The 26,998-nt window shown below is 69.0% G+C and carries 23 protein-coding genes and 1 pseudogene; 8 read left to right on the top strand and 16 right to left on the bottom strand.

The features are described 5' to 3' along the window. The 3 genes and pseudogenes from DL544_RS21135 to DL544_RS21125 all read right to left on the bottom strand — a co-directional run bounded on the left by DL544_RS21135 (position 1) and on the right by DL544_RS21125 (position 2,030). Positions 1–418: pseudogene (locus DL544_RS21135) on the bottom strand (hypothetical protein). After that, complete coding sequence (gene leuE / locus DL544_RS21130; protein ID WP_049417162.1) at positions 415–1,044, bottom strand: leucine efflux protein LeuE; 630 nt, start codon at positions 1,042–1,044, stop codon at positions 415–417. Before leuE ends, DL544_RS21135 begins: the two are co-directional and overlap by 4 nt. A gap of 14 nt (positions 1,045–1,058) precedes the next feature. Then, complete coding sequence (locus tag DL544_RS21125; RefSeq protein WP_139728034.1) at positions 1,059–2,030, bottom strand: LysR family transcriptional regulator; 972 nt, start codon at positions 2,028–2,030, stop codon at positions 1,059–1,061. A 91-nt stretch (positions 2,031–2,121) separates the two neighbouring features. Between DL544_RS21125 and DL544_RS21120 the strand changes: the two genes are divergently transcribed. Further along, positions 2,122–3,129 (top strand): zinc-binding alcohol dehydrogenase family protein, encoded by a 1,008-nt coding sequence (locus tag DL544_RS21120; protein WP_111126914.1) that lies wholly within the window; start codon positions 2,122–2,124, stop codon positions 3,127–3,129. A gap of 70 nt (positions 3,130–3,199) precedes the next feature. Here the strand turns inward: DL544_RS21120 and DL544_RS21115 are convergent, their stop codons facing one another. Continuing rightward, complete coding sequence (locus DL544_RS21115) at positions 3,200–3,805, bottom strand: glutathione S-transferase family protein (RefSeq protein WP_139728032.1); 606 nt, start codon at positions 3,803–3,805, stop codon at positions 3,200–3,202. Between the two features lie 45 nt (positions 3,806–3,850). Here DL544_RS21115 and DL544_RS21110 point away from each other — a divergent pair, with 45 nt between their 5' ends. The 3 genes from DL544_RS21110 (at position 3,851) to DL544_RS21100 (ending at position 6,548) form a co-directional block, all read left to right on the top strand. Continuing rightward, positions 3,851–5,401, top strand: a complete 1,551-nt coding sequence (locus DL544_RS21110; RefSeq protein WP_139728030.1) for a DNA recombination protein RmuC — start codon at positions 3,851–3,853, stop codon at positions 5,399–5,401. Between the two features lie 83 nt (positions 5,402–5,484). Next, complete coding sequence (locus DL544_RS21105; RefSeq protein WP_065179037.1) at positions 5,485–5,880, top strand: hypothetical protein; 396 nt, start codon at positions 5,485–5,487, stop codon at positions 5,878–5,880. A gap of 122 nt (positions 5,881–6,002) precedes the next feature. After that, the gene (locus tag DL544_RS21100) at positions 6,003–6,548 is read left to right on the top strand and encodes a glutathione peroxidase (protein ID WP_139728028.1); all 546 of its coding nucleotides are present in this window, start codon (positions 6,003–6,005) and stop codon (positions 6,546–6,548) included. A 101-nt stretch (positions 6,549–6,649) separates the two neighbouring features. Here DL544_RS21100 and DL544_RS21095 read toward each other — a convergent pair whose 3' ends face one another. The 6 genes from DL544_RS21095 to DL544_RS21070 are packed head-to-tail and all read right to left on the bottom strand — an operon-like array spanning position 6,650 to position 10,746. Next, positions 6,650–7,663 carry an MlaA family lipoprotein gene (locus tag DL544_RS21095; RefSeq protein WP_139728026.1) on the bottom strand — a complete coding sequence of 338 codons (1,014 nt, stop codon included), beginning with the start codon at positions 7,661–7,663 and terminating at the stop codon, positions 6,650–6,652. Position 7,664: 1 nt separating this feature from the next. Further along, positions 7,665–7,976: an STAS domain-containing protein gene (locus tag DL544_RS21090; protein WP_111126908.1), complete on the bottom strand. Its 312-nt coding sequence runs from the start codon at positions 7,974–7,976 to the stop codon at positions 7,665–7,667. Further along, positions 7,966–8,628 carry an MlaC/ttg2D family ABC transporter substrate-binding protein gene (locus DL544_RS21085; RefSeq protein WP_053496740.1) on the bottom strand — a complete coding sequence of 221 codons (663 nt, stop codon included), beginning with the start codon at positions 8,626–8,628 and terminating at the stop codon, positions 7,966–7,968. The genes DL544_RS21090 and DL544_RS21085 overlap by 11 nt, the downstream gene beginning before the upstream one ends. Further along, a complete protein-coding gene (gene mlaD / locus DL544_RS21080; RefSeq protein ID WP_065186607.1) occupies positions 8,625–9,149 on the bottom strand; it encodes an outer membrane lipid asymmetry maintenance protein MlaD in 525 nt (174 codons plus the stop codon). Before mlaD ends, DL544_RS21085 begins: the two co-directional genes overlap by 4 nt. 59 nt (positions 9,150–9,208) lie before the next feature. Continuing rightward, positions 9,209–9,958 carry an MlaE family lipid ABC transporter permease subunit gene (locus tag DL544_RS21075; RefSeq protein ID WP_005414955.1) on the bottom strand — a complete coding sequence of 250 codons (750 nt, stop codon included), beginning with the start codon at positions 9,956–9,958 and terminating at the stop codon, positions 9,209–9,211. Continuing rightward, positions 9,958–10,746 (bottom strand): ABC transporter ATP-binding protein, encoded by a 789-nt coding sequence (locus DL544_RS21070; protein ID WP_065179062.1) that lies wholly within the window; start codon positions 10,744–10,746, stop codon positions 9,958–9,960. The genes DL544_RS21075 and DL544_RS21070 overlap by 1 nt, the downstream gene beginning before the upstream one ends. A gap of 189 nt (positions 10,747–10,935) precedes the next feature. Here DL544_RS21070 and recC point away from each other — a divergent pair, with 189 nt between their 5' ends. The 3 genes from recC to recD are packed head-to-tail and all read left to right on the top strand — an operon-like array spanning position 10,936 to position 19,837. Then, positions 10,936–14,283: an exodeoxyribonuclease V subunit gamma gene (gene recC, locus DL544_RS21065; RefSeq protein WP_111126906.1), complete on the top strand. Its 3,348-nt coding sequence runs from the start codon at positions 10,936–10,938 to the stop codon at positions 14,281–14,283. After that, positions 14,280–17,960 carry an exodeoxyribonuclease V subunit beta gene (recB, locus tag DL544_RS21060; RefSeq protein WP_139728024.1) on the top strand — a complete coding sequence of 1,227 codons (3,681 nt, stop codon included), beginning with the start codon at positions 14,280–14,282 and terminating at the stop codon, positions 17,958–17,960. Before recC ends, recB begins: the two co-directional genes overlap by 4 nt. Continuing rightward, positions 17,957–19,837 carry an exodeoxyribonuclease V subunit alpha gene (gene recD / locus DL544_RS21055; protein WP_139728022.1) on the top strand — a complete coding sequence of 627 codons (1,881 nt, stop codon included), beginning with the start codon at positions 17,957–17,959 and terminating at the stop codon, positions 19,835–19,837. The genes recB and recD overlap by 4 nt, the downstream gene beginning before the upstream one ends. Before the next feature lie 127 nt (positions 19,838–19,964). On the opposite strand, the gene DL544_RS21050 is transcribed toward recD, so the two are convergent. The 6 genes from DL544_RS21050 to DL544_RS21025 all read right to left on the bottom strand — a co-directional run bounded on the left by DL544_RS21050 (position 19,965) and on the right by DL544_RS21025 (position 25,615). Beyond that, entirely contained in the window at positions 19,965–20,360 is a 396-nt protein-coding gene (locus DL544_RS21050) for a hypothetical protein (protein ID WP_138953405.1), read from the bottom strand. Positions 20,361–20,454: 94 nt separating this feature from the next. Continuing rightward, positions 20,455–22,494 (bottom strand): FUSC family protein, encoded by a 2,040-nt coding sequence (locus DL544_RS21045; RefSeq protein ID WP_139728020.1) that lies wholly within the window; start codon positions 22,492–22,494, stop codon positions 20,455–20,457. Between the two features lie 3 nt (positions 22,495–22,497). Beyond that, a complete protein-coding gene (locus DL544_RS21040; RefSeq protein WP_065179029.1) occupies positions 22,498–23,967 on the bottom strand; it encodes an efflux transporter outer membrane subunit in 1,470 nt (489 codons plus the stop codon). Continuing rightward, positions 23,964–24,881: an efflux RND transporter periplasmic adaptor subunit gene (locus tag DL544_RS21035; RefSeq protein WP_065186602.1), complete on the bottom strand. Its 918-nt coding sequence runs from the start codon at positions 24,879–24,881 to the stop codon at positions 23,964–23,966. Before DL544_RS21035 ends, DL544_RS21040 begins: the two co-directional genes overlap by 4 nt. Continuing rightward, positions 24,878–25,087: a DUF1656 domain-containing protein gene (locus tag DL544_RS21030; RefSeq protein WP_025875651.1), complete on the bottom strand. Its 210-nt coding sequence runs from the start codon at positions 25,085–25,087 to the stop codon at positions 24,878–24,880. Before DL544_RS21030 ends, DL544_RS21035 begins: the two co-directional genes overlap by 4 nt. Positions 25,088–25,195: 108 nt before the next feature. Next, positions 25,196–25,615: a MarR family winged helix-turn-helix transcriptional regulator gene (locus DL544_RS21025; RefSeq protein WP_139728177.1), complete on the bottom strand. Its 420-nt coding sequence runs from the start codon at positions 25,613–25,615 to the stop codon at positions 25,196–25,198. A 724-nt stretch (positions 25,616–26,339) separates the two neighbouring features. Here DL544_RS21025 and folE point away from each other — a divergent pair. Further along, complete coding sequence (gene folE / locus DL544_RS21020; RefSeq protein WP_065179742.1) at positions 26,340–26,951, top strand: GTP cyclohydrolase I FolE; 612 nt, start codon at positions 26,340–26,342, stop codon at positions 26,949–26,951. The last annotated feature ends 47 nt before the right edge of the window (positions 26,952–26,998 follow it).

Genomic DNA, 26,998 nt, shown 5'->3' with positions numbered 1-26,998 from the left:
TCAGGGTGATCGCGGCCAATGGCAGCCATCCTCCTGCCAAGCTTCGGGTCGTCGTGGAAGGTCGTGCTGTGGCCGTCGCGGGCGCCTTCGTATCGCAGATCCAGCACCAGCGCGCCCTGGGTGCTCAACAGGTAGCGGCCGTTGAGGCGGCCATCGATGCGCTCTTCCCAGACGCTGTCAAACTGGTACGGGCGATCTTCGGCCAGCACCGTGGTTTGCATCGAGATCCGGCGCAGGGGCAGGCGCTTGCGCTGGCCGGCGTAGCGCACGTCGGACTGTCCGTCCTCCAGCCAGCGCCATTCCAGGTGGATGCTGCCGTTGCGACCGCGGTCAGGCAACGATGGTCCTGTACGGTGGCGCCAGAGGCGGTGCCGGCGAACAGCAGGGCCAGGCCGAGCAGCGGCAGCCGCCCGTTCATCCGTTCAGCCCCAACCGGATGCCGAACCCCACCAGGAACAGGCCGGCCACGCGGCGCAGCGCGTCGCTGATCCGCGGGTGCTGGATCAGCCGGCGACGGGCCAGGTTGCCCACGCCGATCAGCATCGAACAGTAGGCGATGCTGACCACCAGGATGATGCCGGCCAGCGCCGCGAAGGTGGCGATGCCCTGGTGTGCCTTGGGATCGATGAACAACGGCAGGAAGGCCATGTAGAACAGGATCGCCTTCGGGTTGAGCAGGCTGACCAGGATCGCCTGCTGGAAGTAGCGGCCCGGTTGCATGCGGATCGGGCCGGCATCACCGCCCTCGTGCTTCGGTGTGCGCAGCAGGCCGATGCCGACCCACACCAGGTAGGCCGCACCCAGGTACTGCACGGCGTGGAACACCAGCGGGTTGGCCTTGAGCAACGCGGCCACGCCGGCCAGCGCCAGCCACATCAGGATCTGGTCGCCGACCAGCAGGCCGGCCAGTGCGGTGTAGCCGCCGCGCACGCCACCACGGCCGGTGGCGGTCAGCAGGGTGAAGGTACCGGGGCCGGGCAGGGCGAGAAACACCAGCACGGCGACCAGAAACGTCCACAGGTCCTGGATGCCCATCCACGGCATGGCGGCGTTCTCTCTTACGGGGGGCCGCCATTGTCGGCCAGCGCCGGGACCGGCGACAGGGGGCCGGCAGGACCCTCGGGCATGCCAGACAGCAGAGGTTGCAGGTGCTGGCGCAGCTGCGCGTGCAGCTGCCGCACCGCCGGCGAGAACTGCTTGCGGTGCGGGCAGACCAGCTGCACCGGTATGTGGCTGCCGATGCCGTCGAGCAGCAGCTGCAGGCGCCCTGCGAGCACATCCTCGCGCAGGTCCAGCCAGGATTTGTAGGTGATGCCTTCGCCGGCCACCGCCCAGCGCCGCACCACATCGGCGTCATCGCAGACCAGCGGGCCGCGCACCGGAATCACGCTACGGCGCCCGTCGACCTCGAACGACCAGCGATCATAGGCGCGGCCACTGAGCTGGTAGACCAGGCAATGATGCTCGCGCAGATCGTCCAGGCGCGTGGGCGTGCCGCGCCGCTGCAGATAGTCGGGCGACGCCGCGAGTACGCGCCGATTGCCTTCCAGCAGGGGCAGGGCGACGTAGTTGGCGTCGTCGAAGTGGCCGATGCGGATGGCCACGTCGACCGGGTCGCGGAACACGTCGGCCACTTCGTCGGACAGGCGCAGGTGCAGGCGCAGCCGGGGGTGCGCGGCGCGAAAGGCGCTCAGCCAGGGCAGCAGCAGATTTCGACCGAAGTCCGACGGCGCCGACAGCTGCAGGGTGCCGTGCAGTTCGGCGTCTTCGCCCTGAACGCGCGCCTGGCCCTCGCGGAGGGTGGCCAGCACCTCCTGCGCATACGGCAGGTACAGCGCCCCCTCGCCGGTCAGGCGCAGGCTGCGCGTGGTGCGCACGAACAGGCGCAGGTCCAGCTCGCGTTCCAGCCGCGCCACCGCCGCAGCAACCTGCCCCGGCAGCAGGTCGGCTTCGCGGGCCGCCTGCGAGAAGCTGCCCAGTGCGGCAGTACGGACGAACAGCTGCAGATCGTCGAAGCGGATCATCTTCATCGCCAGAGTGAAAGTGCTGCCCGATTCTGCGCCTTTCCGAGGGACCGCGCGCGGCGCAACCTGTCGCCTCCTTCCCCACTGGACCGCTGCCATGCGCGCCATTGCCTACACCCAAGCCGGCCTGCCGATCGATGATGCCCAGGCCCTGATCGACATTGAACTGGAACTGCCGCAGCCCGGCCCGCGTGACCTGCGCGTGGCGGTACGCGCGGTGGCGGTGAACCCGGTCGACACCAAGGTCCGCCGCGGCGTGGCCACCGATGGCCCGCGCGTGCTGGGCTGGGATGCGGTCGGCATTGTTGATGCGGTGGGCAGCGAGGTGACCCTGTTCCAGCCCGGCGACGCGGTCTACTACGCCGGCGTCATCGACCGCCCGGGCAGCAATGCGCAGTACCAGCTGGTGGATGAGCGCAGCGTCGGGCGCAAGCCGGCCAGTCTCGACGATGCCGCCGCCGCAGCGTTGCCACTGACTGCAATCACCGCCTGGGAGCTGCTGTTCGACCGCCTGCGCATCCCGGAGGGTGGTGGCGAAGGCCAGACCCTGCTGGTGATCGGTGCTGCCGGTGGTGTCGGTTCGATCCTGGTGCAGCTGGCACGGAAGCTGACCAGGCTGACCGTGATCGGCACCGCCTCGCGCCCGGATACCCAGGACTGGACGTACGCAATGGGGGCACACCACGTGATCGACCACAGCCTGCCGCTGGCCGAGGGACTGGCGCGGCTCGGCATCAGCGAGGTGCAGCATGTCGCCAGCCTGACCCACTCCGACCAGTACTACGCGCAGATCGTGGAACTGCTGGCACCGCAGGGCCAACTGGGGCTGATCGATGACCCGGGCCAGGTGGACGTGATGGCGCTCAAGCGCAAGGCACTGTCACTGCATTGGGAGTCGATGTTCACCCGGCCGCTGTACCGCACCGCCGACATGCAGCGCCAGCACGACCTGTTGAACCGTGTGGCCGAGCTGATCGATACGGGCGTGCTGCACACCACCCTGGGCGAGCACTTCGGGCGCATCGACGCGGCCAACCTGCGGCGCGCCCACGCGTTGCTGGAAAGCCAGCGCGCCAAGGGCAAGATCGTGCTGGAAGGCTGGTAACACCGGCGGTTCCCGCGCCCCCTTGGGGTCAGATCCCTTTCCCCCCAGGGAAAGGGATCTGACCCCTGCCTCAGGCCACGCCGTTGTCGACGTGGGTGGTGAAACCGGGCTGCTCGCGCAGCCGTTCGAACCACGCCGAGAGGTGTGGCAGCACGGGCTTGTTGCCGGGCGTGCTGCGCCAGCGCTGGGCCGATAGCCCGAGCACGATGTCGGCCAGGGTGAAGGCGTTGCCCGTCACGTGGCAGTGGCCACCGGCCAATTGTGTGTCGAGTACGCCCATCAAGTGGTTCCACTGCGCCAGGCTGGCCTCGGCGCGGGCATCGTCCGGGTAGTCTGGGTGCCGCCGCACGCGCGCCATGAACACGTGCCGCCAGGCGCTGTTGAGGTCGCTGGCCTGCCAGTCCATCCACTGCTCGACCCGGGCGCGGCCCTGCGCCGTGCCGGGCAGCAGGTCATCACGGCCAGCACGTACGGCCAGGTAGCGGCAGATGCTGTTCGATTCCCACAGCACGAAGCCGCCATCGCGCAGGACCGGCACCTGCCGGTTCGGATTCAACGTGGCCAGCAGGTCCGCCGGTGGTTCTGGCTCGTGTTGGAGTGGCAGGTCGAGGCCGGCGCACAGCCACAGCACCTTGCGCACGTTGATGGAGGTGGGCTTTCCGTACAGAGCGAGCATGGTCCTGACGCAGCAGCTGAGACTCGGCCAGCCTACACTTGCCCCATGCAAACCGAATACCTGCTCATTGCCGGCCTTCTATTGGCCGTGCTCATCCTGCAGCTGGTCGCCCTGCTGCGCCGCCCGCCGCATGACCGCCTGGAACAGGCCGTGCGCGAGGAGGCGCGCGCCGGGCGCAGCGAACTGCGCGAACAGCTCGATGGCTTCGCCCGCGCGCTGACCGATCTGTCCACCCGCACCGATCAGCGCCTGGACCTGCTGCGCGAAGCGCTGGGCGAAGATGCCCGCAAAGCGCGCGCTGAAGTGGCCGACAGCCAGCAGCGCGGCGCAGCATTGATGGGGCAGCGGCTGCAGGAACTGCGCGGCCAGCTGGAGACCTTCGGCCAGCAGCAGGAGGCACGCATCCATGCGTTTGGCCAGCAGCTGCAGGAGCTCACTGCGCGCACCGATACCCAGCTCGGGGCGCTGCGCCAGACCCTGGTGGACGATGCACGCAAGGGCCGCGAGGAGGGCGCGCTGTCGCAGCAGCGCCTGACCGACAGTCTGGGCCTGCGCCTGCAGGAACTGACACAGCGCAACGAGCAGCGCATCGCCGAGATGCGTGCCACGCTGGAGGAACAGCTGCGCGCGCTGCAGAACGACAACGCGCAGAAGCTGGAGCAGATGCGCCACACCGTGGACGAGAAGCTGCAGTCGACGCTGGAAACGCGACTGGGCAATTCCTTCAAGCTCGTCTCCGAGCGCTTGGAACAGGTGCAGCGTGGCCTCGGCGAGATGCAGCAGCTGGCCACCGGCGTGGGCGACCTCAAGCGCGTGCTGACCAACGTCAAGAACCGCGGCAGCTGGGGCGAAGTGCAGCTGGAGAATATCCTCGAGCAGACACTCACCCAGGAGCAGTACGCGCGTGCGGTGAGGGTGCGCCCGGATAGTGGCGAGATGGTCGATATCGCCGTGCGCCTGCCGGGCCGCAGCAGCGACGACACGCCGGTGTGGCTGCCGATCGACTCCAAGTTCCCGCGCGAGGACTACGAGCGCCTGCTGGACGCACAGGAACAGGGCGATGCCGAAGGCGTGCGCCTGCAGGGCATCCAGCTGGAGCGCGCGGTGCGCGTGCAGGCCAAGTCGATCTGCGACAAGTACATCGCACCCCCGCATACCACCGATTTCGCAGTGATGTTCCTGCCCACCGAGGGGCTGTACGCCGAAGTGATCCGCCGCCCGGGACTGGTCGATCTGCTGCAGCGCGAGCACCGCGTGGTCGTGGCCGGGCCGACCACGGTCACCGCGCTGCTCAACAGCCTGCAGATGGGGTTCCGCACGCTGGCCATCGAGCAGCGCTCCAGCGAGGTATGGAGCCTGCTGGGCGCAGTGAAAAGCGAGTTCGGCAAGTTCGCCGGCATCCTGGAGAAGGCCGAGAAGCAGATCACCACCGTCGGGCGCAGCATCGGCGAGGCCAGCCGCAAGACGCGCACCATCGAACGGCGCCTGCGGGGTGTCGAGTCGCTGGCTGCCGAGCAGGCCCAGTCGCTGCTCGGCGACCTGGCCGAGGGAGATGCCACGGCCGAGGAAGAGGCGAGCGACGGCGAGGAGGCCTGACCGGGAGGCCTGACCGGCGCCGACACGCCGCCTGCATCGCCGGTGCGTATGCTGGCGGCCTGCCCGCCCGATCCGGTACCACGATGCGCCTGCCCCTTTGCACCAGCCTTGTCCTGACCGCACTGCTTGCTGCCTGCAGCAGCGCGCCACCGAGCGTGGACACGACCGCGCAGGCCACGGCCACCAGCCCTGAAGCTGCCGAGGCCTATCGCGAAGCGCGCGACGTCGACTGCCAGGCCGCCGGTGGCACCCTGCAGCGGCTCGGCCGGCTGCAGCGCGAGCAATGCGTGATTCCCTATGCCGACGCCGGCAAGGCCTGCAGCCGCAAAAGCGACTGCACGGGCCAGTGCCTGGCCGCAGGCGAGGCAATGGCCGGTGATGTGGCGTCCGGTACCTGCCAGCGTGATGCCAGCCAGAACTTCGGTTGCCGCCAGCGTATCGATGACGGCAAGGCGCAGGGCACGATCTGCGTGGATTGAGGATGCCTGTAGAGCCGAGCCCATGCTCGGCTGCCATGGCATCAGCCGAGCATGGGCTCGGCTCTACAACAGCGCGCGCGGCGCTATGCTGGTGGGCCATTCCCGCCGTAGCCGGAGCCCGCGTGAGCACCCCGATCCAGGACATTCCCCTCACCACCATCGACGGCCAGCCGTCCTCGCTTGCCGACTACCAGGGCAAGGTGCTGCTGCTGGTCAACGTCGCCTCCAAGTGCGGCCTGACCCCGCAGTACGAAGGCCTGCAGGCGCTGTATGCGGAAAAGCACGCGCAGGGCCTGGAAGTGCTGGGCTTCCCCGCCAACAACTTCCTCGGCCAGGAGCCGGGCAGCGAGGCCGAGATCCAGCAGTTCTGCCAGCTTACCTACGACGTCAGTTTCCCGATGTTCTCCAAGATCAGCGTGGCTGGCGAGGACACCCACCCGCTGTACCAGCGGCTGACCGCCGCCCAGCCGCAGTCGATCGGCGAAGGCCCGCTGCGTGAGCGCCTGGCGAGCAAGGAGATTCCGATCCACGCAGCACCGGCGGTGCTGTGGAACTTCGAGAAGTTCCTGGTCGGCCGTGATGGCAAGGTGGTTGCACGCTTTGCCCCGGACGTGGCGGCCGATGACGTGCGCCTGCGTGACGCCATCGAGGCCGCGCTGGCGGCCTGAGCAAAGCGTGCCAACCCAGGTTGGCACCTGCCGGAAAAGAAACTCGCTGGAAAAGAAAAACCCCGCCGAGGCGGGGTTTTCTCATGCATCGCAGAGCGATCTCAGTGGGTCCATTGCGGCATCGGCATCGCATCCACGGGGATCGGCGAATTGGCATCATCATGGCCGCGGTCGCGCTTGCTGCGCAGGTCGTTCTCGATCTGGTAGTTGCGGCGCTGCATCCACGCATCGCGCACCAGCGAGTACTCGTCCACGGCGGTGTCGCGCAGATCGTCGATCGCCAGCAGCTGTGCGCGGGTGTCGACCAGCTGCAGGCCCTGCAGGCCAATGCGGACCTTGTCTTCCTCGATGCGGCGGATCGGCGACAACGGGATGTCACCGGCCAGGCCGAACACGTCGCGCACGGTACGCGGGCCGAAGAACGGCAGTTCCACGTAGCGCGAACGACGCCAGCCCCAGGCTCCCAGGGTCTGGCCGAAATCTTCATTGCGACGCGGCACCATCGCCTTGCTGGCCGGATCGAACAGGCCACCGATGCCCAGCGTGCTGTTCATCAGGAAGCGGCCGAGGCTGTCCCACGCATCGGCACCGCGGCCCTGCAGCAGCTGGTTGGTGATGGTCACCGGCGCACGCAGGTTGCTGAAGAAGTTGCTGACGCCGGTACGCGCGAAACGCGGCACCACGTGGGTATAGGCGGTGGCCAGCGGGCGGGCCACACCGCGGTCGACCGCATTGTTGAACTTGTGGACCTTGCGGTTGAACGGTTCCCACGGATCGTAGGCCGCGGCACTGCCGGTGTTGCCGGTGCCACCATACAGGGCGTCGAAATCATCGTCGCTGGCGGCGGTGGATGCTGCGGTCTTCGGTGGGCTGGCCTCTGCGCCCTGCGGCGCAGTTGTCGGCACCGCAGCGGCAGGCGTTGCCGGGCTGGCCACGGGAGCGACCGGAGCAGTACCGACCACCCCGGTATCGGCCGTTGCGGCCGTCGCCTCGGCAGCAGGGCCGGGCGCGACCACGGTGCTGGCGACCGGTGCGTCGCTGCGCGCGGGCTTGCCGGCACAGGCGGTCAGGGCGGTGGCCAGGAGGATCAGGGGGAAAGTGCGTACGACGTTCATGTCAGCTCGCAGCAGAAGTAGCGTTGAAGTCCAGGTCGGGCGACAGCCGGTAGGCTGCGCTCAGCTCGTTGAAGCCGACCGGCGCGCCGGAAATGGCCAGCGCATGGCCCGCCTTGCGTGCCCGGGCGGCCAGTTCGGCCAGCAGGGCCAGGCCGGCGCTGTCCACGCGCTCGACCTCGCCCAGCTCCAGCCGCGCCAGCTGGGCTGGCAGGGCCTGCAGTTGCGGCCACAGTGCAATCACCGCGGCACGGTCGAGCACCCCGCGCAGGCGCAGGGTGTCGCCTTCCAGCAGCGCCAGTGCGTTACTTGCCATTGCCCGCCGGCCCGGCCTGCAGGCTGCCGCTGTGCAGCTCGCTGGCCACCTGCTTGATGCCCTTCTGGCGCAAGGGCGTATCGAACTGGTTGCGGAAGGTCTGCACGTAGGAAATGCCTTCGATGTTGACGTCGAAGATCTTCCACTGGCCGTTCACGTTGCGCATCCAGTACTCGACCGGGGTCGGTTCGTTGCCGGCGCGCACCAGTTCGGTGCTGACGCGCACGCCACGGTTGCCCGGCAGCGGGCTTTCACCCTTCAGGCGGAAGCTCGGCTTGCCCTGGATGTTGAGCAGGGTCGAACCGTAGCGCTGCATCAGGCTGTCGGCCATCGCATCGGCGAACAGCTTGATGTCGCCGTCGGAGGCGCCGCGGGCGTGCGGGCCCAGCACCAGGCGTGCCGCATAGTCGCGGTCAAAGGTGCGGTTCAGTTCGCTGTCGATGTAGCTGCGCAGGCTGGCCGGGTTGCTGCTGAACTCGCTGCGGCGCTGCTGCAGCGTGGTGAGAATGCGCGTGCTGGCATCGATCACCACCTTGCCGGCCTGGCCCTGCGCTGCGGCAGCGGCGGGGGCGGCCGCCTGGGCCTGGGCAAGGAACGGGGTGGCCATCAGCAGCGCCGAGGCGAGCAGGGCGGGAATCAGTTTCATTTTCATGGTTGCGGTTCCGTTGCAGGCGCCTGCGCGCCATCGTTGGGCTTCTGGGCAGGGCCACCACCGGCGCCGCCACTGAACATGTACTTGCCGACCAGCTGGATCAGGTCCACCGCCGGTTGGGTGAAGACGATCTCGTCACCGGCCTTCAGCACGTCCGGGTCACCGCCCGGCTGCAGACCGATATAGCTCTCGCCGAGCAAACCACTGGTGAAGATGCCCGCCGAGGTGTCCGCCGGCAGGTCCTTGACCTTGCTGTCCATGCGCAGGGTCACGATGGATTCGAACTTCACCGGATCCAGGTCGATGGAGGCGACCTGGCCGACGGTGACGCCGCCGATCTTCACCGGCGCCTGCTTGCGCAGCTGGCCGACCTGGGAGAAGCGCGCCTTCAGCTCGTAGCCCTGGCTGCCCCAGCTCCAGCGCTGGTTGGTCGAGGCCACGGCCAGCACCATCAGCGAGGCCAGGGCCAGCAGCAGGAATGCGCCGACAGAGAATTCGAGTCTGGGACCGCGGATGGCCATGTGGATTACCTGATCGAGTCGTGGTGGCCGCGCGCGCATGCGCACCGCCGGTGGAGGGGTTAGGTGAACAACATTGCCGACAGCACGAAGTTGAACATCAGCACCAGCAGCGAGGCATTGACCACCGCACGGGTGGTCGCCACCGAGGTGCCCTCGATGGTCGGCTCGGCGTGGAAACCAACATAGGCGGCGACCAGCGCTGCGGTGCCGCCGAAGATCGCCGACTTCAGCATCGCCACGCCGAAGTCGTCCCAGAAATCGACGCTGTTGCGCAGTGCCGACCAGAACACGCCATTGTCCAGGCCCAGCACATGCACCGCTTCGAAGTAGCTGGCGCTGATCGCCAGCGAGCAGAAGATGCCGGTCAGCAGCGGCACGGTCAGCACCGCCGCCCAGAAGCGCGGCGCGACGGCCTTGGCCACCGGGTCGATCGCCATCAGCTCCAGTGCCTTGATCTGGTCGGTGGCGCGCATCAGGCCCAGTTCGGCGGCGATCGAGCTGCCGGCGCGGCCGATGAACAACAGCGCGGTCAGCACCGGCGCCAGTTCCCGGTACAGCGACAGGCCGAGCAGGGTCGACAGCGCGTCGGCCGCACCGAAGGTGGTCAGCGTGCGGTAGCCCTGCAGGGTCAGCACCAGGCCGACGAAGGCACCACCGACGGCGATGATCGGCAGCGAGCGTGCGCCGATCTTGTAGATCTCGCGGGTCAGCTCGGCCAGGAAATCACGGGTTGGCAGCGAACCACGCAGCACGGTCAGCGAGAACAGGCCGGCGCGACCCAGCGAGCGGGTGGCTTGGACGAACGGCATCAGGCGACCCTCGCGCGCGGCGCGGCATCGAACGGAATGGGGCCATCGGGCTGGCCGTGCAGGAACTGCCGAAGCAGCGGGTCCTGACTGGACTGCAGCGCCTCGGGCGTGCCCTGGAACACGATGCCGCCATTGGCGATGGCGATCACCTGGTCGCAGATCGGCAGGGTCTCGTGCACGTGGTGGCTGACAATGATGCTGGTCAGGCCCAGGCTGTGGTTGAGGCGCTGGATCAGGCTCATGATCACGCCGGAGGCGATCGGGTCCAACCCGGTCAGCGGCTCGTCGTAGATCATCAGTGGCGGATCCAGTGCCAGCGCGCGGGCCAGCGCGACGCGGCGCGCCATGCCGCCGGACAGTTCGCGCGGCCAGGCATCGGCAGCGGCCAGCAGGCCCACGGCATGCAGCTTCATTTCCACCAGGCGGCGCAGCACGGCGGTCGGCAGGCGGGTATGCGTGCGCAGTGGCAGCGCGACGTTTTCGGCGACGGTCAGATCGGTCAGCAGGCCGTTGCCCTGCAGCAGCACACCCACGCTCTTGCGCATCTCCAGCAGCGCGCCGCTGTCATGCGGAACCGGCCTGCCGAACAGGGTGACCTCGCCGGCGACCGGACGCAGTTCGCCGGTCAGTGCCGCCAGCAGGGTCGACTTGCCACTGCCCGACGGGCCCAGCACGGCCGTGATGCTGCCCTTGGGCACCTGCAGCGACACGTCACGCAGGATCGTGCGCCCGCTCCGGTCGATGCGGACGTTGGATAACTGCACCAGACTGGAGGCGGAAGCCGACATGGGCACCATTAACGTTTTTTAGACATCGAAGGATCGGGCCCATCGGCTGAACATAAGCAGACTGGACGGTCCAGTATTGTGGCACGGCATGACCCTTGCCAGGCCGGGACAATCGGCCGGCAGCGCGGAACAATCCGTACCGGCGATGGGCTGGCCATTGAATACTGCCTGCCGTGCTGCACACTGTGCATGATGAGTGACCCGGGCAGCGATTTCCGCCTCTACCATTCCAACTCCCTGGACGTGCTGGCTGCGCTGCTGGCACGCAACGTGCGTGTGCCGGTTCCGGGCCAGCCGTTGCTCGCGCCGGAGGTGGTGCTGATCCCGCAGGTGGCGATGCGGCGTTGGCTGCAAGCGACACTCGCTGCCGAGTATGGCGTGGCCGCCAACCTCGAGTTCCTGACCCCGGGCGAGTTCGTTGCCCGTGCACTCAATGCCAATGTGCCGGGCGAACGCGACGACCTGGACGCGGCGGGCCTGCACTGGAAGCTGTACCAGGCACTGCGCGACCCGGCGCTGCTGGCGCAGCCACCGATGCGCGCGCTGCAGTCCTATCTTGCCGGCGGCGACGCCCTGAAGCCGTGGGCACTGGCCGGTGAACTGGCGTCGGTGTTCGAGAAGTACCAGGCCTGGCGCCGCGACTGGTTGCTGCGCTGGGAGGCCGGCGCCGACCCGGCCGACCCGCAGGCGATCCTCTGGCGCACCATCGCCCATGGCCGCGACTACCGCGCGCGCCGCATCCAGGCGTACCTGGATCGCTTCGAGGGTGCCGGCCAGCCGCTGCCGCAGGGCCTGCCACCGCGGATGTCCGCGTTCGCGACGCTCAACATCTCGCCCGACGTGCTGCGGGTGATGGCCACCCAGGCGCGGGTGGGCGAGCTGCACTTCTATATGCCCACTCCGGTGCAGTCGTACTGGGGTGACCTGCAGACGCTGGCCGAGCGCCTGCGCAGCGGCGCGCCCGATCCCTTCGGTGAAGCGGCCGGTGAGAACCGCCTGCTGGAGGCCTGGGGTGCGGCCGGCCGCGACTTCATGGCGGTGCTGGGCAGCTACGAGGTGGTGCACCCGGCCGGCGAGATTGCCGCGTATTCGGATCCGGAAGAAGACACCCGGCCGACCCTTGACGAAGGCGGCCTGTCCGACAGCCTGCTGCATCGCCTGCAGCGCGATCTTTTCCATCGCCGCGCGTTGCCCTCGGGCGAGCTGCGCGATGGGCTGCGCAGCGACGACCCCAGCCTGCAGGTGCATGCCTGCCACACCCGGCTGCGCGAGCTTCAGGTGCTGCACGACCAGCTGCGCAGCCTGCTGCAGGACCCTCGCTTCGACCCGCCGCTGCAGGCGCGCGAGATCGCGGTGCTGGCGCCGGACATCGATCCCTATGTGCCGTACCTGGAGGCAGTGTTCGGCGGCCGCGGCGGCGAGGAGGAGCACATTCCCTACGCGCTGGCCGACAGCAGCCCACTGGCAGGAGAGCCGCTGGCCGATGTGTTCGTGCACCTGCTGGGCCTGCCGGTCTCGCGTTTCGGCCTGAACGAAGTGCTGGACCTGCTGGCCAGCGCGCCGCTGGCCGAAGCGGCCGGACTGGAGGCGGTGGACTTCGATCGCCTGCACGGCTGGCTGCAGCAGGCCGGCGCACGCTGGGGCCTGGATGCGAAGCACCGCAACCAGCACCAGGCGCCGGCCGACGACGCCTACACCTGGCAGTTCGCACTGGACCGCCTGGTGCTCGGTCACGCCACCGGCAGCGAGGCGGACCTGGCCGGCGTGGCGCCGTGGATCGAACTGGAAGGCGGCGCGCTGGAAGCACTGGACCGGCTGCTGCGGCTGCTGCGCGTGCTGGCGGTCTACCAGCGTCGCCTCGGCGAGCTGCTGACCCCGGCGCAGTGGCGGCAACGGCTGCTGTCGCTGCTGGACGCGCTGCTGCCGACCGCGCCCAGCTCGCCCAACAGCCAGCGTGCCCTCGAGCGCCTGCGCAAGCTGCTGAATCAGTTCGCCGACGATGCCGCCAAGGCCGGTTTCGAAGATGGCGTGCCGCCTGAGGTGGTGCGTTCGCACTTCGCCGGCGTACTGGGCGAGGCCGATACGCGCGCGCCGCTGCTGACCGGTGGCATCAGTTTCGGCCGCATGGTGCCGATGCGCCTGCTGCCGTTCCGGGTGATCTGCGTGCTCGGTCTCAATGACGGCGATTTCCCGCGCCGTGACCCGGCCGCGGGCCTCAACCAGCTCACCGCCGAGCTGGACACGCCACGCCGCCGCCCGGGCGATCGCTCCACCCGCGAAGACGACCGCTTCCTGTTCCTGCAGCTGTTCGCCGCCGCGCAGGAGGTGTTCTACCTCAGCTACCTCGGCGCCGATCCACGCGATGGCAGCGTGCGTGAGCCGTCGGTGCTGGTCAGTGAACTGATCGATGCCGCCGCCGCGTATCACCTCGATCCGCCTGCGGCGGTCCGCGACTTTACCGTGCGCCATGCACTGCAGCCGTTCTCACCGGCGGCGTTCGGAGAGGGTGATCCACGCCGCTTCAGCTATCGGCGGCAATGGCATCCCGCTGCCGGCCGCCTCACCGGCCAGCGTGGTGGCCTGCAGCCGTGGTTCGATGCCCCGCTGCCGCCGCCGCCCGACGATGCCGTGGAAGACGAGCTCGCGCTCGACACCCTGCGCCGCTTCCTGTGCGACCCGGCCGGGCAGTTCCTCGCACAGTCGCTGGGTCTGCGCCTGGCCGACGATGCCGGGGAAGTTGATGACCTGGAACCGCTGGTGCTGTCATCGCGCGGCCCGGAAAAGCGCAGCGTGCAGGCGGCGGTGGTGCGCGCCACGCTCAGCGGTGATACCGAGCCGTTGTACCCGCGGCTGCGCGCGCGTGGCCTGTTGCCGTCCGGTCCATTGGGCCAGCGCCAGTTCGAGGTGGAGCAGCTGAAGACGCGTCCGTATGCCAGTGCGCTGCTGGGCTGGATGCAGGGCGAGCCATTGGAAAGCCGTCGCTACGAAGTGGACATCGATGGCGTGCGCCTGCACGGCCGCGTGGCCGATCGGCATCCCGAAGGCCTGGTGCGGCTGCGCGCCGGCACGCTCAATGGCAATGCAGTGATCCGCCAGGGCCTGGACTGGCTGCTGGCCAACGCCGCCGGCGACGCACTGCCCCTTGTGCAGTTCCACGATGGCGGCGACGCCGGTCCTGGCCCGCATGTACTGCCGGCACTGAGCGCGCCTGCTGCACGCGCGGCGCTGCGCGCGCTGCTGCAGTTGCGCCAGCGCGGCCTGCGTGAGCCGCTGCGCTTTGCCCCGTATACCGGCTGGGCGCTGTACAACGCGCCGGCAGAGAAACAGCGCAGCGAGGGCTGGAAGCAGTGGCACGGCAGCGACCGCAGCTGGGGTGAATCCAGCAGCGACGCCTGGCAGCTGCTGCTGCGGGGGGCCGACCCGTTCGCCTCCGATGCCAGTTATGCCGACCTGCTGCGCAACAGCCAGGTGGTCTTCAGCGCGGTGCGCGAAGGCCGCACCCTCGGCGCCGAAACGCGCCAGGAGGGCAGCGCATGAGCCCCGCCTTCATCGATGAGCGAGCCCAGTGCATGGCGGTCGATCCCTATCTGGCCCTGCCGCTGGATGGCATCCGCCTGATCGAAGCCAGCGCCGGTACCGGCAAGACCTTCACCCTGGCCACGCTGTTTACCCGCCTGGTGGTAGAGCAGGGCCTGCGCATCGGCCAGATCCTGGCGGTGACCTTCACCGATGCGGCTACCCAGGAACTGCGCAAGCGCATCCGCGAGCGCCTGGCGCTGGCGGCGCGACTGGTCGATCTGGAAGCGGTCGAAGGCGAAGCACCGGACGTGCGGCTGACCCGCGAGGTGCTGCAGCGCCATCTGCAGGGAGGTACCGAGCGCGCCACCGCACTGAAGCGCCGCCTGCAGGTCGCCGCCGATGAGATCGACCTTGCGTCCATCCTCACCATCCATGGCTTCTGCACCCGCGTGCTGCGCGAGCATGCGCTGGAGAGCGGCCACACCTTTGATCCGCCGGGGCTGCTGGCCAGCGACCGTGAGTTGCTGGAAGCGCTCGCGGCCGACCTGTGGCGGGTATATGCCAATGACCCGGCCACGCTGGAACCGCTGACCTGGCTGTGGTCCACCCCGGACGCACTGGCCGCCGATCTGCGCGCGCTGCTGGCCGCGCCGCCGCTGCACCCGTTGCCACAGGCGGTGGCGCTGCCCGATCCGCAGGCCGCCCTGCAGAGTGTTGCCGAAGAGCTGTCCGCAAGCGTGCGCGAGCATGGCGAGCAGTTCTTCATCGACCTCTGCGATGCGGTCGACAACAAATGGATCAACGGCGTGTCGTACAAGCTGGGCTGGCTGCACCCGCTGGGCCGGCAACTGCTGGGCTGGGCCGAACGCGCCGACCCGCGCGAGCTGCTGACCAGCGAGCGCCTGCCGGCACTGCTGCCGGAGGCGCTGGCAGCCAAGACCAACAAGAAATTCGCCGAGCGCACGCCATCGTCGCCATTGCAGGCGCCGTTGGCCCGCTATGTCGCGCTTCTGGCCGAACGCGATGCCTGGCTCCGTGCCACCGCGTTGAACTTCCTGCACGTGCTTCGCGACGAAGCCAGACAGCGCCTTCAGGCGCTCAAGCGCACCCGCCGGGTGCAGACCTACGACGATCTGATCGATGGCGTCGCACTGGCCCTGGAAGGCCCGCAGCGCCTGGCATTGGTCAAGCAGCTGCGCGCGCAGTACCGCATCGCGCTGGTCGATGAGTTCCAGGATACCGACGACCGTCAGTGGGGCATTTTCCACACCGTGTTCGGCGATTCACCGGAAGTGCGCGAGCTCGGCCTGGCACCGGCGCTGTTCCTGATCGGCGATCCCAAGCAGGCGATCTACGGTTTCCGCGGCGGTGATATCCACACTTACCTGAAGGCCAAGCGGGTAGCGCAACAGGCGCCGGTGCTTGACCAGAACTTCCGCTCGCGACCGGCCGTGCTGCGCGCGCTGCAGGCGCTGTACGACAACGGTGGCGAAGACGCCTTCCTCGAGCGTGGCATCCAGTTCGAGCCGGTGCGGCCCGGTGGCGTGCGCAGCGATGCGGACTACCAGCGCGACGGCCATGCTGCCCCGGCACTCACTCTGCGCGTGCTGCGCAGTGGCGGTGACAAGGCGATGAGTGCCGATGCCTCGCGCGAAGCAGCCGCCCAGGCCTGTGTGGCGGCGATCCACCAGATCCTGGTCGAGGCGCGCGCCGGCAATGCGGTGCTGCGTGGGCGCCCGGTACAGCCGGGTGACATCGCGGTGCTGGTGCGTTCGCATCGCGAGGCCACGCTGGTGCAGCGCGCGCTGGCCGCGGTCGGCATTCCTGCCGTGGCAGCGGGCAAGCAGAGCCTGTTCGCCACCAGCGAAGCGCGTGATCTGCGTGCACTGCTGCTGGCGCTGCTGCAGCCGGCTGACGAAGGTCGCCTGCGCGCAGCGCTGGCCACAGTGCTGCTCGGCCAGCGCGCCAGTGCGATCGCGGCGATGGAGCACGAGGGCGACCTGCAACGCGGGTTCCAGGCGCAGCTGCTGCATTGGCGCGAGCGCTGGCAGCGCGGCGGCCCGTTCGCGGTGATCGCCGACGTCTGCGCCGCGCAGGGCGAGCGCCTGCTGGCGCTGATCGATGGCGAGCGCCGCCTGACCAACTACCTGCAGCTGGGCGAACTGCTGCAGGAAGCCTCGGCGCAGGCGCTGGGCATGCACGGCCTGCTGGACTGGCTGCAGGGCCAGATGGCCAGCGCCGACCAGGATGACGAGCAGCAGCTGCTGCGCCTGGAATCGGATGCGCGCCGCGTGCAGATCATCACCCTGCACAAGAGCAAGGGCCTGGAGTACCCGCTGGTGTTCCTGCCCTTCGTGGGCATCGACGGCGGTGCGCCCAACACCGCCTCGCACTGCACGGTGCATGTGGGCGGCCAGCGCCAGCTGCACTGGAAGCTGGGCAAGGACGAGGCCTGGGAAGCGGCCACTGCGCAGCGCGAGCGCGAGCAGCGTGCCGAGGATGCCCGCCTGCTGTATGTCGGCCTGACCCGCGCCGAGCACGCGCTGTGGATCGCCGTGGGTGATCTGGCCGGGCTCGGCAGGACGCGGCTGGCACCGCTGCTGGGTGACCTGCAGGCGCTGCGCGCGCATGCCGATGTGCGCATCGATGACAGTGAGGTACCGGCTGCGCTGCCGCAGCTGGCGGCCGAAGTGGAAGGGGATCTTCCGGCGGTGCGTGCACTGACCCGGCGCGTTCCGCACGACTGGTGGGTGTACAGCTTCACCCAGCTGGCCCACGCCGATGCCGGCGCGGGCAGTGACATCGAAGCCGCTGCCACCGCGCTGCCGGCGCCGGCAGCCGACGAACCCACCGGCCCGGAGCTGCCGCTGGAACCGGCACTGCCGGAAGCCGCCGCGGAGGCCGAGGACAGCGCGCCGCTCGACCCGCGTTTCATGGGCAGCCGCTTCGGCAACGTGCTGCACGAGGCAATGGAAAACGTCGACTTCGCCGCATGGGCTGACTGGCAACCAGGCCGGGAAGCTCCCGAGGGCCAGGCCGAGGTGCTGCGCAAGGCGCTGCACGATGAGGGCTATGCCGACGTCGATCTGGACGATGGCGTGGCGGTGCTGGTGCCGCTGGTGGGCCACACGCTGACCGTACCGCTGCCCGAAGGCGGTGCGCTGCACAGCCTCGGTGAAGGCGAGCGCCGCGCCGAAATCGACTTCCATTTCGCCATCGAGGCGACCACCGTGCCGGCGCTGCTGCAGGTGCTGCATGCGCATGGTGTTTCCAGTGGCCGCCGCGGCTTCGGCCAGCGCCGCCGCCTGGAGGGGCTGATGACCGGCATGATCGACCTGACCTACGTGCGTGATGGCCGGTGGTACGTGCTCGACTACAAGTCCAACCGCCTGCCCGGCTACAGCCCGGACCTGCTGGCCATTGCCATGCGCCACAGCGAATACGATCTGCAGGCGCTGATCTACACCGTGGCCCTGCATCGCTGGCTGCGCTTCCGCTTGGGCGCCGCCTACGACTACGAGCGCGACATGGGCGGCATCCGTTACCTGTTCTGCCGCGGCCTGGATGGCACGGGCAACGGCGTGCACGTGGATCGTTTCCCGTTCGCGCTGGTGGATGCACTCGACGCGCTGTTCGCCGGCGGCGAGCAGGCCCAGGCCCAGCTCGCCGCGCGTGCCCGAGGAGCCAGCGCATGAGCCTGCTGAAGGAACTGCACCAGAAGGGCCTGCTGCGCACCCTCGACCACGCATTGGCGACCAGCCTGCAGCGGTTGCGCGACGACACGCCCGACAATGTGGCACTGGCGGCGGCGCTGGCTTCGCTGGCGGTGTCGCAGGGCCACGCCGCGTTCGATCCGGCTCAACCGCAGCGGTTGCTGGAAGGCGTGCCCGAGTGGCCCGCCGCGCAGGCCTGGCTGGCGCAGCTGCGCGCATCGCCATGGGTGGCCACACCGGAGCAGGCTGACGCCATCGCCGGGGATGCCCCCTTGGTGCTGGAGAACGGGCTGCTGTACCTGCGCCGCTACCGCGAGTACGAGCGCCAGTTGGCCACCGGTCTGCAGCGCATCGGCCGGCATCCGCTGCCGGCGCCGGACATGGCAGCGTTGGCGCCATTGTTCGCGCAGCTGTTCCCGCACGCATCGCACGGCGAAGATCACCAGGCACGCGCAGCCGGCGTGACCCTGCGCCATCCGCTGGCGCTGGTCACCGGCGGCCCCGGCACCGGCAAGACCACCACCATCGCACGCCTGTTGCTGCTGCTGGCCGCGCAGGCCCGGCACGCCGGCCAGCCGCTGCCCGAGGTGGCGCTGGCCGCGCCCACCGGTCGCGCCGCCGAGCGGATGGCCGAGAGCCTGCGCATGGCCGTGCAACGCCTGCAGGAACAGGGACTGGATCCGACGCTGTGCGCGGCACTGCCCAGCAGCGGCACCACCCTGCATCGACTGCTCGGCGTGATTCCCGACTCACCACGCTTCCGCCACCACACCGACAATCCGCTGGCGGTGGACGTGGTGGTGGTCGACGAAGCGTCGATGATCGATCTGCCGATGATGGCCAAGCTGGTCGATGCAATTGCCAGCGGCACCCGCCTGATCCTGCTCGGCGACCCCGATCAGTTGCCGTCGGTCGAAGCCGGTGATGTGCTCAGCGCGATCCTGCGCGCCAGCGGCGATGGCATCGGCACCCGCGCCGACGATGCGCTGGCGCTGCATGGCCTGCTGGCACCGGCCACCTTGCAGCCGCAGGCCGCACCACGCGCCTTCGCCGGCCGTCGCGTGCAGCTGCAACGCGGCTACCGGCAGAGTGATGCGCTGGACCTGGCACCGCTGGCGCATGCCGTGCGTGAAGGTGACAGCCGCACTGCATTGCAGCTGCTGCGCGGTGGTGGATTGGCTGGCGTGCACTTCCACGAAGGTGAGGCGGACCCGCTGCGTGGCCAGCGTGAGCACCTGCTGGGCCACTGGCGTGCACTGGCCGAGGCCGCGGATCCGGTACGTGCCCTGCAGCAGGCCGGTCGCCTGCGCGTGCTGACCGCGCTGCGCGAAGGCCCGCAGGGCGCGCGTGGCCTCAACAGTCGTATCGAGCAGTTGCTGGCGGGCAACACCCCGGGCTACTTCCAGGGCCGCCTTCTGCTGGTCACCGAGAACAGCTACCGGCACCGCCTGTTCAACGGCGACATCGGTATCTGCCTGCGCGACGACAGCGGCGCGATCGTGGCCTGGTTCCCGGGCGACACCGTCGAGCAGCCACGCGCCTTCCACCCGGCCGCACTGCCCGCGCACGAAAGCGCCTTTGCGATGACCGTGCACAAGGCACAGGGCTCGGAGTTCGATGAAGTGTGGCTGCAGCTGCCACGCCAGGACAGCCGCGTGCTGTCGCGCGAGCTGGTCTACACCGGCCTGACCCGCGCCCGCCAGGTACTGCATGTGGCCAGCAGCGCCGACGTGCTGCAGGCCGCACTGAAGCGGCACGCCAGCCGGTTGGGCGGCCTGGCCTGGCGGTTGGGTGCCGAAGATGTGGCCGAACAACCGGCGCCCATCGAACAGCCCACGGTGCAGGGCACGTTGTTCTGACGCGGGCGTGATGCGCTGCCTGTAGAGCCGGGCCATGCTCGGCTGATGGGCCACGGAGTCGAGCGTGGCTCGATTCTACAAAAGCGCGCTTCGATCGTTCTGGTGGTCATCCACGCATGGCGTGGATCTACGCGATGAGTACCAACCCATCAGGAAACACGATCGCCGCTTCATCCGCACTCACGTCGAAGAAGCCCACGCCGTGCTTCTCGGCCAGATCCTGCACCCGCCCGTGCGCGCGCTCGGCCACCGAGTAGGCGAACGCGCCGTAGATCACCTGCCGGCCGATGCTGTACTCGGTCACCTCGGCGCGGTCGTCATCGTCGTTGCTCAGTGGTCCGTTCAACGGCGGGAAGTCCTGCGCCATCTCCGCAAACCACGCTTGCAGCGCCGGGCTGCTGACGGCCGGGTCGTCGTACTCGTGGCGCTCGTTCCACTGCGTCTGCTTTTCGAACCAGGCGATGAAAGCCGCCGCCTCGCGTGGCGCGGCGCTGGCCTCGAACACCATCATGTCGTAACTCATTGGAGCTTCCTGTGCAGAGCAGGGGTCAGAGCCTTCGCCCGCGGCGAAGGATCCGACCCCGGCAACGGGGTCTGTGGACGCACAGGGTAGCGCGCTACGGCTGCGTCGCCGTGTCCATGGCCAGGCCCGGCGCCAACGCCCTGGCCTCCGGGAACAGCGCGAAGCGCAGGCCGATCAGGCCCATCAGCGCCTCGTCGCGGGCCTTGCACGCCGCCACGCTGCCAACCCGGCCCAGCGAGGTATCCAGCCGCTCGCGCAGCGCCTGGTCTGCAGCAATCGGCTTGCGCGCCGCGATCTGCCGCCGGTAGTGCCCAGCGATCTCTTCCAGGATGTGCTCGACGGCTTCGCGGCTGCGCTCGGGCAGTTCCAGCCGTGCACGACGCAGCTGCAGGATGTTCAGGCCGATGCGCGCCTCGTTGAGCATGTCCACCGAGGCAATGTCGCTGCCCTCCGGCGTCGCTGCCAGGCGCGGTGCGAGCAGGCCCAGCAGGTCGAGCATGCGTGCGGCGAAGCGTTGCCGATCCTGCTGGCCACGTCCTTCGGCGGCTTCGGCCAGCGTGGTCCAGCCCTGCCGCACCAGCCGGCGCGCGGTCCACTCGGCACCCACCGAACGGAACAGGCGGGTCATCACCACTGCAAAGCCAATGCCGATGAACATCGCGATCGACGAATTGAGGAAGGTCTGGATGTTGGCGCTGTAGGTGTTCTGCAGGCTCAGCAACGCAGCCAGATTGACTGTCAGCGGCAGCGCGAACAGCGCACTCTTGGGATGATGCAGCAGCAGTCCCAGCGGCAGGAAGGCCACCGCCAGCACAAGCGCCAGCAGGCCGAAGTCGTGCACGGCTGGGAACACGCCGAACAGGTACACGCCCGCCACCACCGAGGCGACCATCGCCCACACCAGGAACTGCACCATGCTGGGGGCCGGATCGTCCTGTGCGGCGAAAAATGCGGCCGTCACCGCCGCCATCATCGCGCCGTTGCCGCCGCCTTCCCAGCCCAGCGCGATCCACAGCACGCAGTAGCTCATCAGCGCTACGCCGGCACTGAGCGCGGAGAACAGCGCCATGCCGTAGTCGACGTGCTTGGCGGCGGCCACGCGTTCGGTGCGGATGCGGTAGTGCGCGCGATCCAACGGCGCCGTGCCCTGGTCGATCGCGTGCTGCAGGGTGCGGCAGTCCTGCCACAGGTCCACCAGTTCTTCCAGGCGCAGCAGCAGGCTGGCCAGCTGCAGGTGCTGCAGGTCGCGGTCCACCTGCGGCTTCAGCGCGCTGATGCGCGCGCGCAGCCGCGCGTACTCGCTGGCGTTGGTCGGGCCATCCAGCCACTCGCGGATGTCGTCGACCAGCGCCGGCAGCCCATCCGGCAGGGCCTGCCCATCGCTGCGCAGCGCGCTCAGGCGATCGGCGATCGACGACAACACCGGCAACAGCAACAGCATGCGCTCGCGCAGCCGCTCCATCGACACCGCAGACCCGGCATGGCGTGGATCGTCGCGGCGCAGGAACTCGATCAGTGCCTCGAACTGCACCAGGTCGGCAGCCAGCCGGTTGCGCGGCGCATGCGCGCGGCCACGCTCAAGGATCTGCCGGCACCACTGCGCAGCGTCCTCCATCCAGTTGCCGATCCGGGCGCGCAGCATCGGCCGCACCGAGGCCGGGAACAACAGCGAGGCGAACAGCACGGCCACCACCGTGCCGAGGATGATCTCCTCGCTGCGCGCCACCACGGTGTCGAAGATGGTCTCCGGCGAAGTTACCGCCGGGAAGCCGATGAAGGCGGTGGTGTAGCCGGCCAGCAGGAACGCGTAGCCGCGAGGGCCGCGATTGAGCAGGGCCATGAACAGGCAACCGGCCAGCCAGATCGACATCGCCGCACTCAGCACCAGCGGGGTTTCCACCAGCGCCGGCAGTACCAGCAGCGTGGCCAGCCCGGCCACCAGGGTGCCGACAATGCGGTACACGCCCTTGGCGCGGGTCGGGCCCAGCAGCGGCTGGCTGACGATGTACACCGTGCCCATCGCCCAGTATGGGCGCGACAGGTTGCCGGCCATGGCGATGTACAGCGCGGCCACCGCGGCCAGGTAGGTCTTGATCGAGAACAGCCAGGCCTGGCGATCGGTCAGCGCGTTCATGGCTTACTTCGCCGTGGCCTGTGCGGTGGACGGTGCAGCCGGGGCAACCGATGCCTGCCAGCCGCCACCCAGCACCAGGAACAGGTGGATCTGGTCGCGCGAGACCTGCGCTTCGGCGGCGGCCAGGGTGGCGTCGCTGCTGGCCAGGCTGCGGTCGGCATCCAGGCTGGACAGGTAGGGTGTGCGGCCGCCCTGGTAAAGCCGGCGGTTCTGGTCGGCGGCCAGCGCGGCCTGCTCCTGCGCCACGCGCAGCGATTGCAGCCGGCGCAGGTCCTGCGCATAGCGGTCCAGCGCGGTCTGGGTCTCGCGCAGTGCCTGCAGCACGGTGTGGTCGAACTCGGCCAGGGCCGCGTCGGCACCGGCTTCGGCGGCGTGGATGCGGGCATGCGTGCCCGAAGAGGGCAGTGTCCACGAGATCAGCGGGCCGATCGACCACTGCTGGGTCATCGGCGTGCCGAAGTCTTCCAGCAGGCCGGCGGCGCCCACTGAGGCACCCAGACGGATGTCCGGATACAGCTCGGCGGTGGCCACGCCAATCCGCGCCGTGGCCGAGGCCAGCTTGCGTTCGGCCTGGCGCACGTCCGGGCGGCGCTGCAGCAGCGCACGGCCATCACCGACCGGCAGCGGCTGCGCCAGGCCGGGCGCGTGCGCGCAGTCGATCACCCCGGCCGGCAGCTGGCCCGGGGTCTGGCCCAGCAGTGCGGCCAGCGAATAGGCCGCGGCCGAACGCTGCGCGCGCAGCGGCGGCAGTGCCGCCTCCAGCAGCGCCACCTGTGCATTGGCCCGGGCCAGTTCCGGCGGTGTGCCGCGGCCGGCGGCGATCAGGCGCTCGGTAACGGTGCGGCTGCGCTGCTGCAGCTGCAGCGAATGCTCGGCCACGTGCAGCTCGTGGTTGGCGTGGCAGATCTCCAGGTAGCTGTCGGCCACCTGCGCGACCACGCTGACCTGGGCCAGGTCACGTGCTGCGGCAACCGACTGTTCGTCGGCTCGCGCCGCTTCGGCGCCGCGCTTGAGCTTGCCGAACAGGTCGAACTGGTAGCTGACCGCGAACTTGCCATCGGCCAGGTTGATCACCGGCAGCTCGTGCTCCTGCAGGAACGATTCGGCCGACAACTGCGCGCGGCTGACGCCGGCCTCGGCCTCGTACTCGAAGCCGCCCGCGTCCAGCGCCTGTTCGTACACGGCGGCAGCGCGGCGCAGGTGCGCATCGGCGGCCTTCAGTTCCACGTTGTCACGCAGTGCCTGGGTGATCAGCCCGTCCAGCACCGGGTCGTTGTACAGCGACCACCAGCGGTCGGGCAGCGCCTGGTTGGCGGCAATCTGCGGGTTCTGCGTATCGATGAAGGCCGCATTGGCCTCCGGGCGCTTGAACGCCGAACCTTCCGGCAGTGCATAGTCCGGGCCGACGGTTTTGCACGCGGCCAGGCTGGCCAGTGCGACGATCAGGCCGAGACGGGGCAGGGCGGCGTTCACAGGCCCGCCTGTGTCGGCGAAGTGCCGGCCTTGCCGTTGTGCGGATGGCGGCCGGTGTCCACGGTCACCGTGGCGGTACGGCCGGCAATCAACTCAACGCCCTTGGGCACTTCGTCGATGGCGATGCGCACCGGGATGCGCTGCGCCAGCCGCACCCAGTCGAAGGCCGGGGTCACGTTCGGCAGCAGGGTGCTGCCGTTGCTGCGGTAGCGGTCCTCGATACCGGCGGCAATGCTCTCGACATGGCCGTGCAGCGGTGCCGATTCGCCCATCAGGCGGATGTCCACGCGCTGCCCCGGCGCCACGCCGCGCAGTCGGGTTTCCTCGAAATAGCCATCAATGCGGAACGAGCCGGTATCCAGCAACGCCAGCACCGGCTTGCCGGCCACCACGTAGTCGCCCACGCGCATCGTGCGGTCACTGACCCGGCCATCGGCTGAGGCGCGCACCTCGGTGCGGCCGAGGTTGAGCTCGGCCAGGTCGACCGCAGCCTGTGCGGTGGCCAGCGCCGCCTGTGCGGCCTGCAGCTTGGCGCGGCGCACCTCGGCGTCCTCGGCGGCGACCAGGTCCTGCAGGCTGCGGTCGCGGCCGATCTCGCGGCGCAGCTGTGCCACCGAGGCCTGGCGCTCGGCCAGGCTGGCCTTGGCCTGCTCCAGCGCGATGCGGTAGCGGGCGCGATCGACGACGAACAGCAGGTCGCCCTTCTTCACCGACTGGTTGTCGGCCACGTTCACCGTTTCCACCAGCCCGGACACGTCCGGCGCCACCTGCACCACGTCGGCGCCGACGTGGGCGTCGCGGGTCCAGGGTTCATCCATGTAGTAGACCCACAGCTGGCGCAGCACCAGCAGGGCGACGATCACGGCTGCGCTGGTGAGCAGCACTGGCAGGGTCTTCTTCACGATCTTGTTCACGATTGCATCCAACGCAGGAGGTGGAACAGCAGGCCAAGCACGATCCCGTACAGCGCCAGGTTGAACAGCGCCGGGTGCCATACATGGCGGTAGGCGCCGGCACGCTGCAGCAGCGCGTGCAGGCCGCTGTTGACCAGATAGGCCAACACCATCAACCCAAGCAGGGTCGGGACGAACACTCCGTGGAGACTGAATTCACCGGGCATCGGTAGGGGGCGGGGACGAGGTGGGGGAGGGGAGGGACAACGAAACAACAGCAACGGGCAAAAGCCGCTGGCGTGTGCACGGCAGCGGCGGTGTTCGGGGCAGCGCTCTTACGTGATGCGGTCGGCGGCCTCGGCCAGCAGGCGCCATGCCTTCAGCACGGCGTGCAGTTCATCCATGGAAAGCTCGCCGAACACGTCCTGGCGCAGGCCGATCAACTGATCTTCCAGTTCGCTGACCAGCGCATGGCCCTCGTCGGTCAGCCACAACAGATTGGCGCGGCGGTCGCTGGCGTCGCTCTCGCGGCGGACCAGGCCACTGGCACACAGCTTGTCCAGCAGGCGTACCAGCGAAGGCCCTTCCATGCCCAGCTGCTGGGCCAGCGCCACCTGGCGGATGCCACCGCCGGAGCGGCCGATCATCAGCAACGGCATGGTGCAGGCGGTGGAGATGCCGTAGCTGCCGAGCCGGCTGTCGGCCAGGCGCTGCCACTGCCGCCCTGCATAAAGCAGGCCGGAGCTGAGCTGCATCTGCAGCACGGTGCGCTCGTCGAGGGTCGGTCCATAAGAGATAGATAGGATACTACTAATTTCATTCCTATCAATAGGTTTTTCTGAATGGGTGGGGTGTTAGGAAAGCGTTGCGCCTGCCTGGTGTCGGGTGGGGCAGCGGGCGCCGGACGGTGCAGGACACGCCGTGACCCCCCCTCCAGGGTCCGGCCCAGCCGCTGGCGGCTGTGCGTTCGGGCGCTTGCGAGGCATGCCTCGCAAGCAAAGCGCCCTCACCCTTGGGGGGCTCGGCCGCGGCATCCATGCCGCGGACGGTCCTGCCCCGCCCGGCCCCCGCTTCCCTCCCATCAGCCCGCGGGTGCGGTGGGTTGGCTCTTTGGAGGCAGGAGCAGCAGCCAAAGCTGTGCGGACCAACGGTCCGCACCTACCACAGCAGTCGCGCAGTCGCGCGGCGCTTCCGAAGCCATGAACCCAAGCTTTTGACCCCGCTTTCGGGCGGTTCGGCCGCGCCCGCAGGAAACCGTCAAGGAGGGGGGAGAGGGGGCTGCGCAGGACCGTTGGCGCCATGGATGGCGCCATCGAGCCCCCATGGACGGGTTTACGGCGTGTCCCGCGCAGCCCCCTCTCCCCCTCCAAACCGATAGCAACGAGGCGCCGCAAGAACCCCCCGATGAACCGTCCCAACAGGACGACCCACCCCCCGGTCGGGTACGATGCTCGCCCCCCGTTCGGGACGCTGTACGCAATGAGCAAGAACAACGAAAAGGCCGCCCAGCAGGGCGACGTGACCCAGGACCAGGCCGAGGATGCCGTGCGCACCCTGCTGCGCTGGGCCGGTGAGGACCCGTCCCGCGAAGGCCTGCTGGATACCCCCCGCCGTGTCGCCGAAGCCTATGGCGACTGGTTCAGCGGTTACCGCGATGACCCGCGCGCCTACATGGAGCGCACCTTCGAGGAAGTGGCAGGCTATGACGAACTCATTGTCCTGCGCGACATCGAGTACGAAAGCCACTGCGAACACCACATGGCGCCGATCATCGGCCGCGTGCATGTCGGCTACCTGCCGGCCGGCAAGGTGGTGGGCATCAGCAAGCTGGCCCGCGTCGTCGAAGCCTACGCCCGCCGTTTCCAGGTGCAGGAGAAGATGACCGCGCAGATCGCCCAGTGCATCCAGGATGTGCTGCAACCGATCGGTGTCGGCGTGGTGGTCGAAGGCGCCCACGAATGCATGACCACCCGTGGCATCCACAAGCGCGGCGTCAGCATGGTCACCTCCAAGATGCTGGGCAGCTTCCGCGACGACGCGCGTACCCGCGCCGAGTTCCTGCGCTTCATCGAAGTGGGCGGCAAGCGCTGAGCCGCCTGCCCGCACCCCGCCGGCCCCTGCGGGCCGGCATGTCCACG

This window comes from Stenotrophomonas sp. pho (assembly GCF_006228405.1).
GTDB lineage: Bacteria > Pseudomonadota > Gammaproteobacteria > Xanthomonadales > Xanthomonadaceae > Stenotrophomonas > Stenotrophomonas sepilia.
Note: the sequence above shows the minus strand (reverse complement) of the source record. Positions and strands in the feature narration are given on the sequence as shown.

Coding starts and splice junctions, on each gene's coding strand:
- leuE (WP_049417162.1), bottom strand. CDS start 1,044: ATGCCGTGGATGGGCATCCAGGACCTGTGGACGTTTCTGGTCGCCGTG.
- DL544_RS21125 (WP_139728034.1), bottom strand. CDS start 2,030: ATGAAGATGATCCGCTTCGACGATCTGCAGCTGTTCGTCCGTACTGCC.
- DL544_RS21120 (WP_111126914.1), top strand. CDS start 2,122: ATGCGCGCCATTGCCTACACCCAAGCCGGCCTGCCGATCGATGATGCC.
- DL544_RS21115 (WP_139728032.1), bottom strand. CDS start 3,805: ATGCTCGCTCTGTACGGAAAGCCCACCTCCATCAACGTGCGCAAGGTG.
- DL544_RS21110 (WP_139728030.1), top strand. CDS start 3,851: ATGCAAACCGAATACCTGCTCATTGCCGGCCTTCTATTGGCCGTGCTC.
- DL544_RS21105 (WP_065179037.1), top strand. CDS start 5,485: ATGCGCCTGCCCCTTTGCACCAGCCTTGTCCTGACCGCACTGCTTGCT.
- DL544_RS21095 (WP_139728026.1), bottom strand. CDS start 7,663: ATGAACGTCGTACGCACTTTCCCCCTGATCCTCCTGGCCACCGCCCTG.
- DL544_RS21090 (WP_111126908.1), bottom strand. CDS start 7,976: ATGGCAAGTAACGCACTGGCGCTGCTGGAAGGCGACACCCTGCGCCTG.
- DL544_RS21085 (WP_053496740.1), bottom strand. CDS start 8,628: ATGAAAATGAAACTGATTCCCGCCCTGCTCGCCTCGGCGCTGCTGATG.
- mlaD (WP_065186607.1), bottom strand. CDS start 9,149: ATGGCCATCCGCGGTCCCAGACTCGAATTCTCTGTCGGCGCATTCCTG.
- DL544_RS21075 (WP_005414955.1), bottom strand. CDS start 9,958: ATGCCGTTCGTCCAAGCCACCCGCTCGCTGGGTCGCGCCGGCCTGTTC.
- DL544_RS21070 (WP_065179062.1), bottom strand. CDS start 10,746: ATGTCGGCTTCCGCCTCCAGTCTGGTGCAGTTATCCAACGTCCGCATC.
- recC (WP_111126906.1), top strand. CDS start 10,936: ATGATGAGTGACCCGGGCAGCGATTTCCGCCTCTACCATTCCAACTCC.
- recB (WP_139728024.1), top strand. CDS start 14,280: ATGAGCCCCGCCTTCATCGATGAGCGAGCCCAGTGCATGGCGGTCGAT.
- recD (WP_139728022.1), top strand. CDS start 17,957: ATGAGCCTGCTGAAGGAACTGCACCAGAAGGGCCTGCTGCGCACCCTC.
- DL544_RS21050 (WP_138953405.1), bottom strand. CDS start 20,360: ATGAGTTACGACATGATGGTGTTCGAGGCCAGCGCCGCGCCACGCGAG.
- DL544_RS21045 (WP_139728020.1), bottom strand. CDS start 22,494: ATGAACGCGCTGACCGATCGCCAGGCCTGGCTGTTCTCGATCAAGACC.
- DL544_RS21030 (WP_025875651.1), bottom strand. CDS start 25,087: ATGCCCGGTGAATTCAGTCTCCACGGAGTGTTCGTCCCGACCCTGCTT.
- DL544_RS21025 (WP_139728177.1), bottom strand. CDS start 25,615: ATGCAGCTCAGCTCCGGCCTGCTTTATGCAGGGCGGCAGTGGCAGCGC.
- folE (WP_065179742.1), top strand. CDS start 26,340: ATGAGCAAGAACAACGAAAAGGCCGCCCAGCAGGGCGACGTGACCCAG.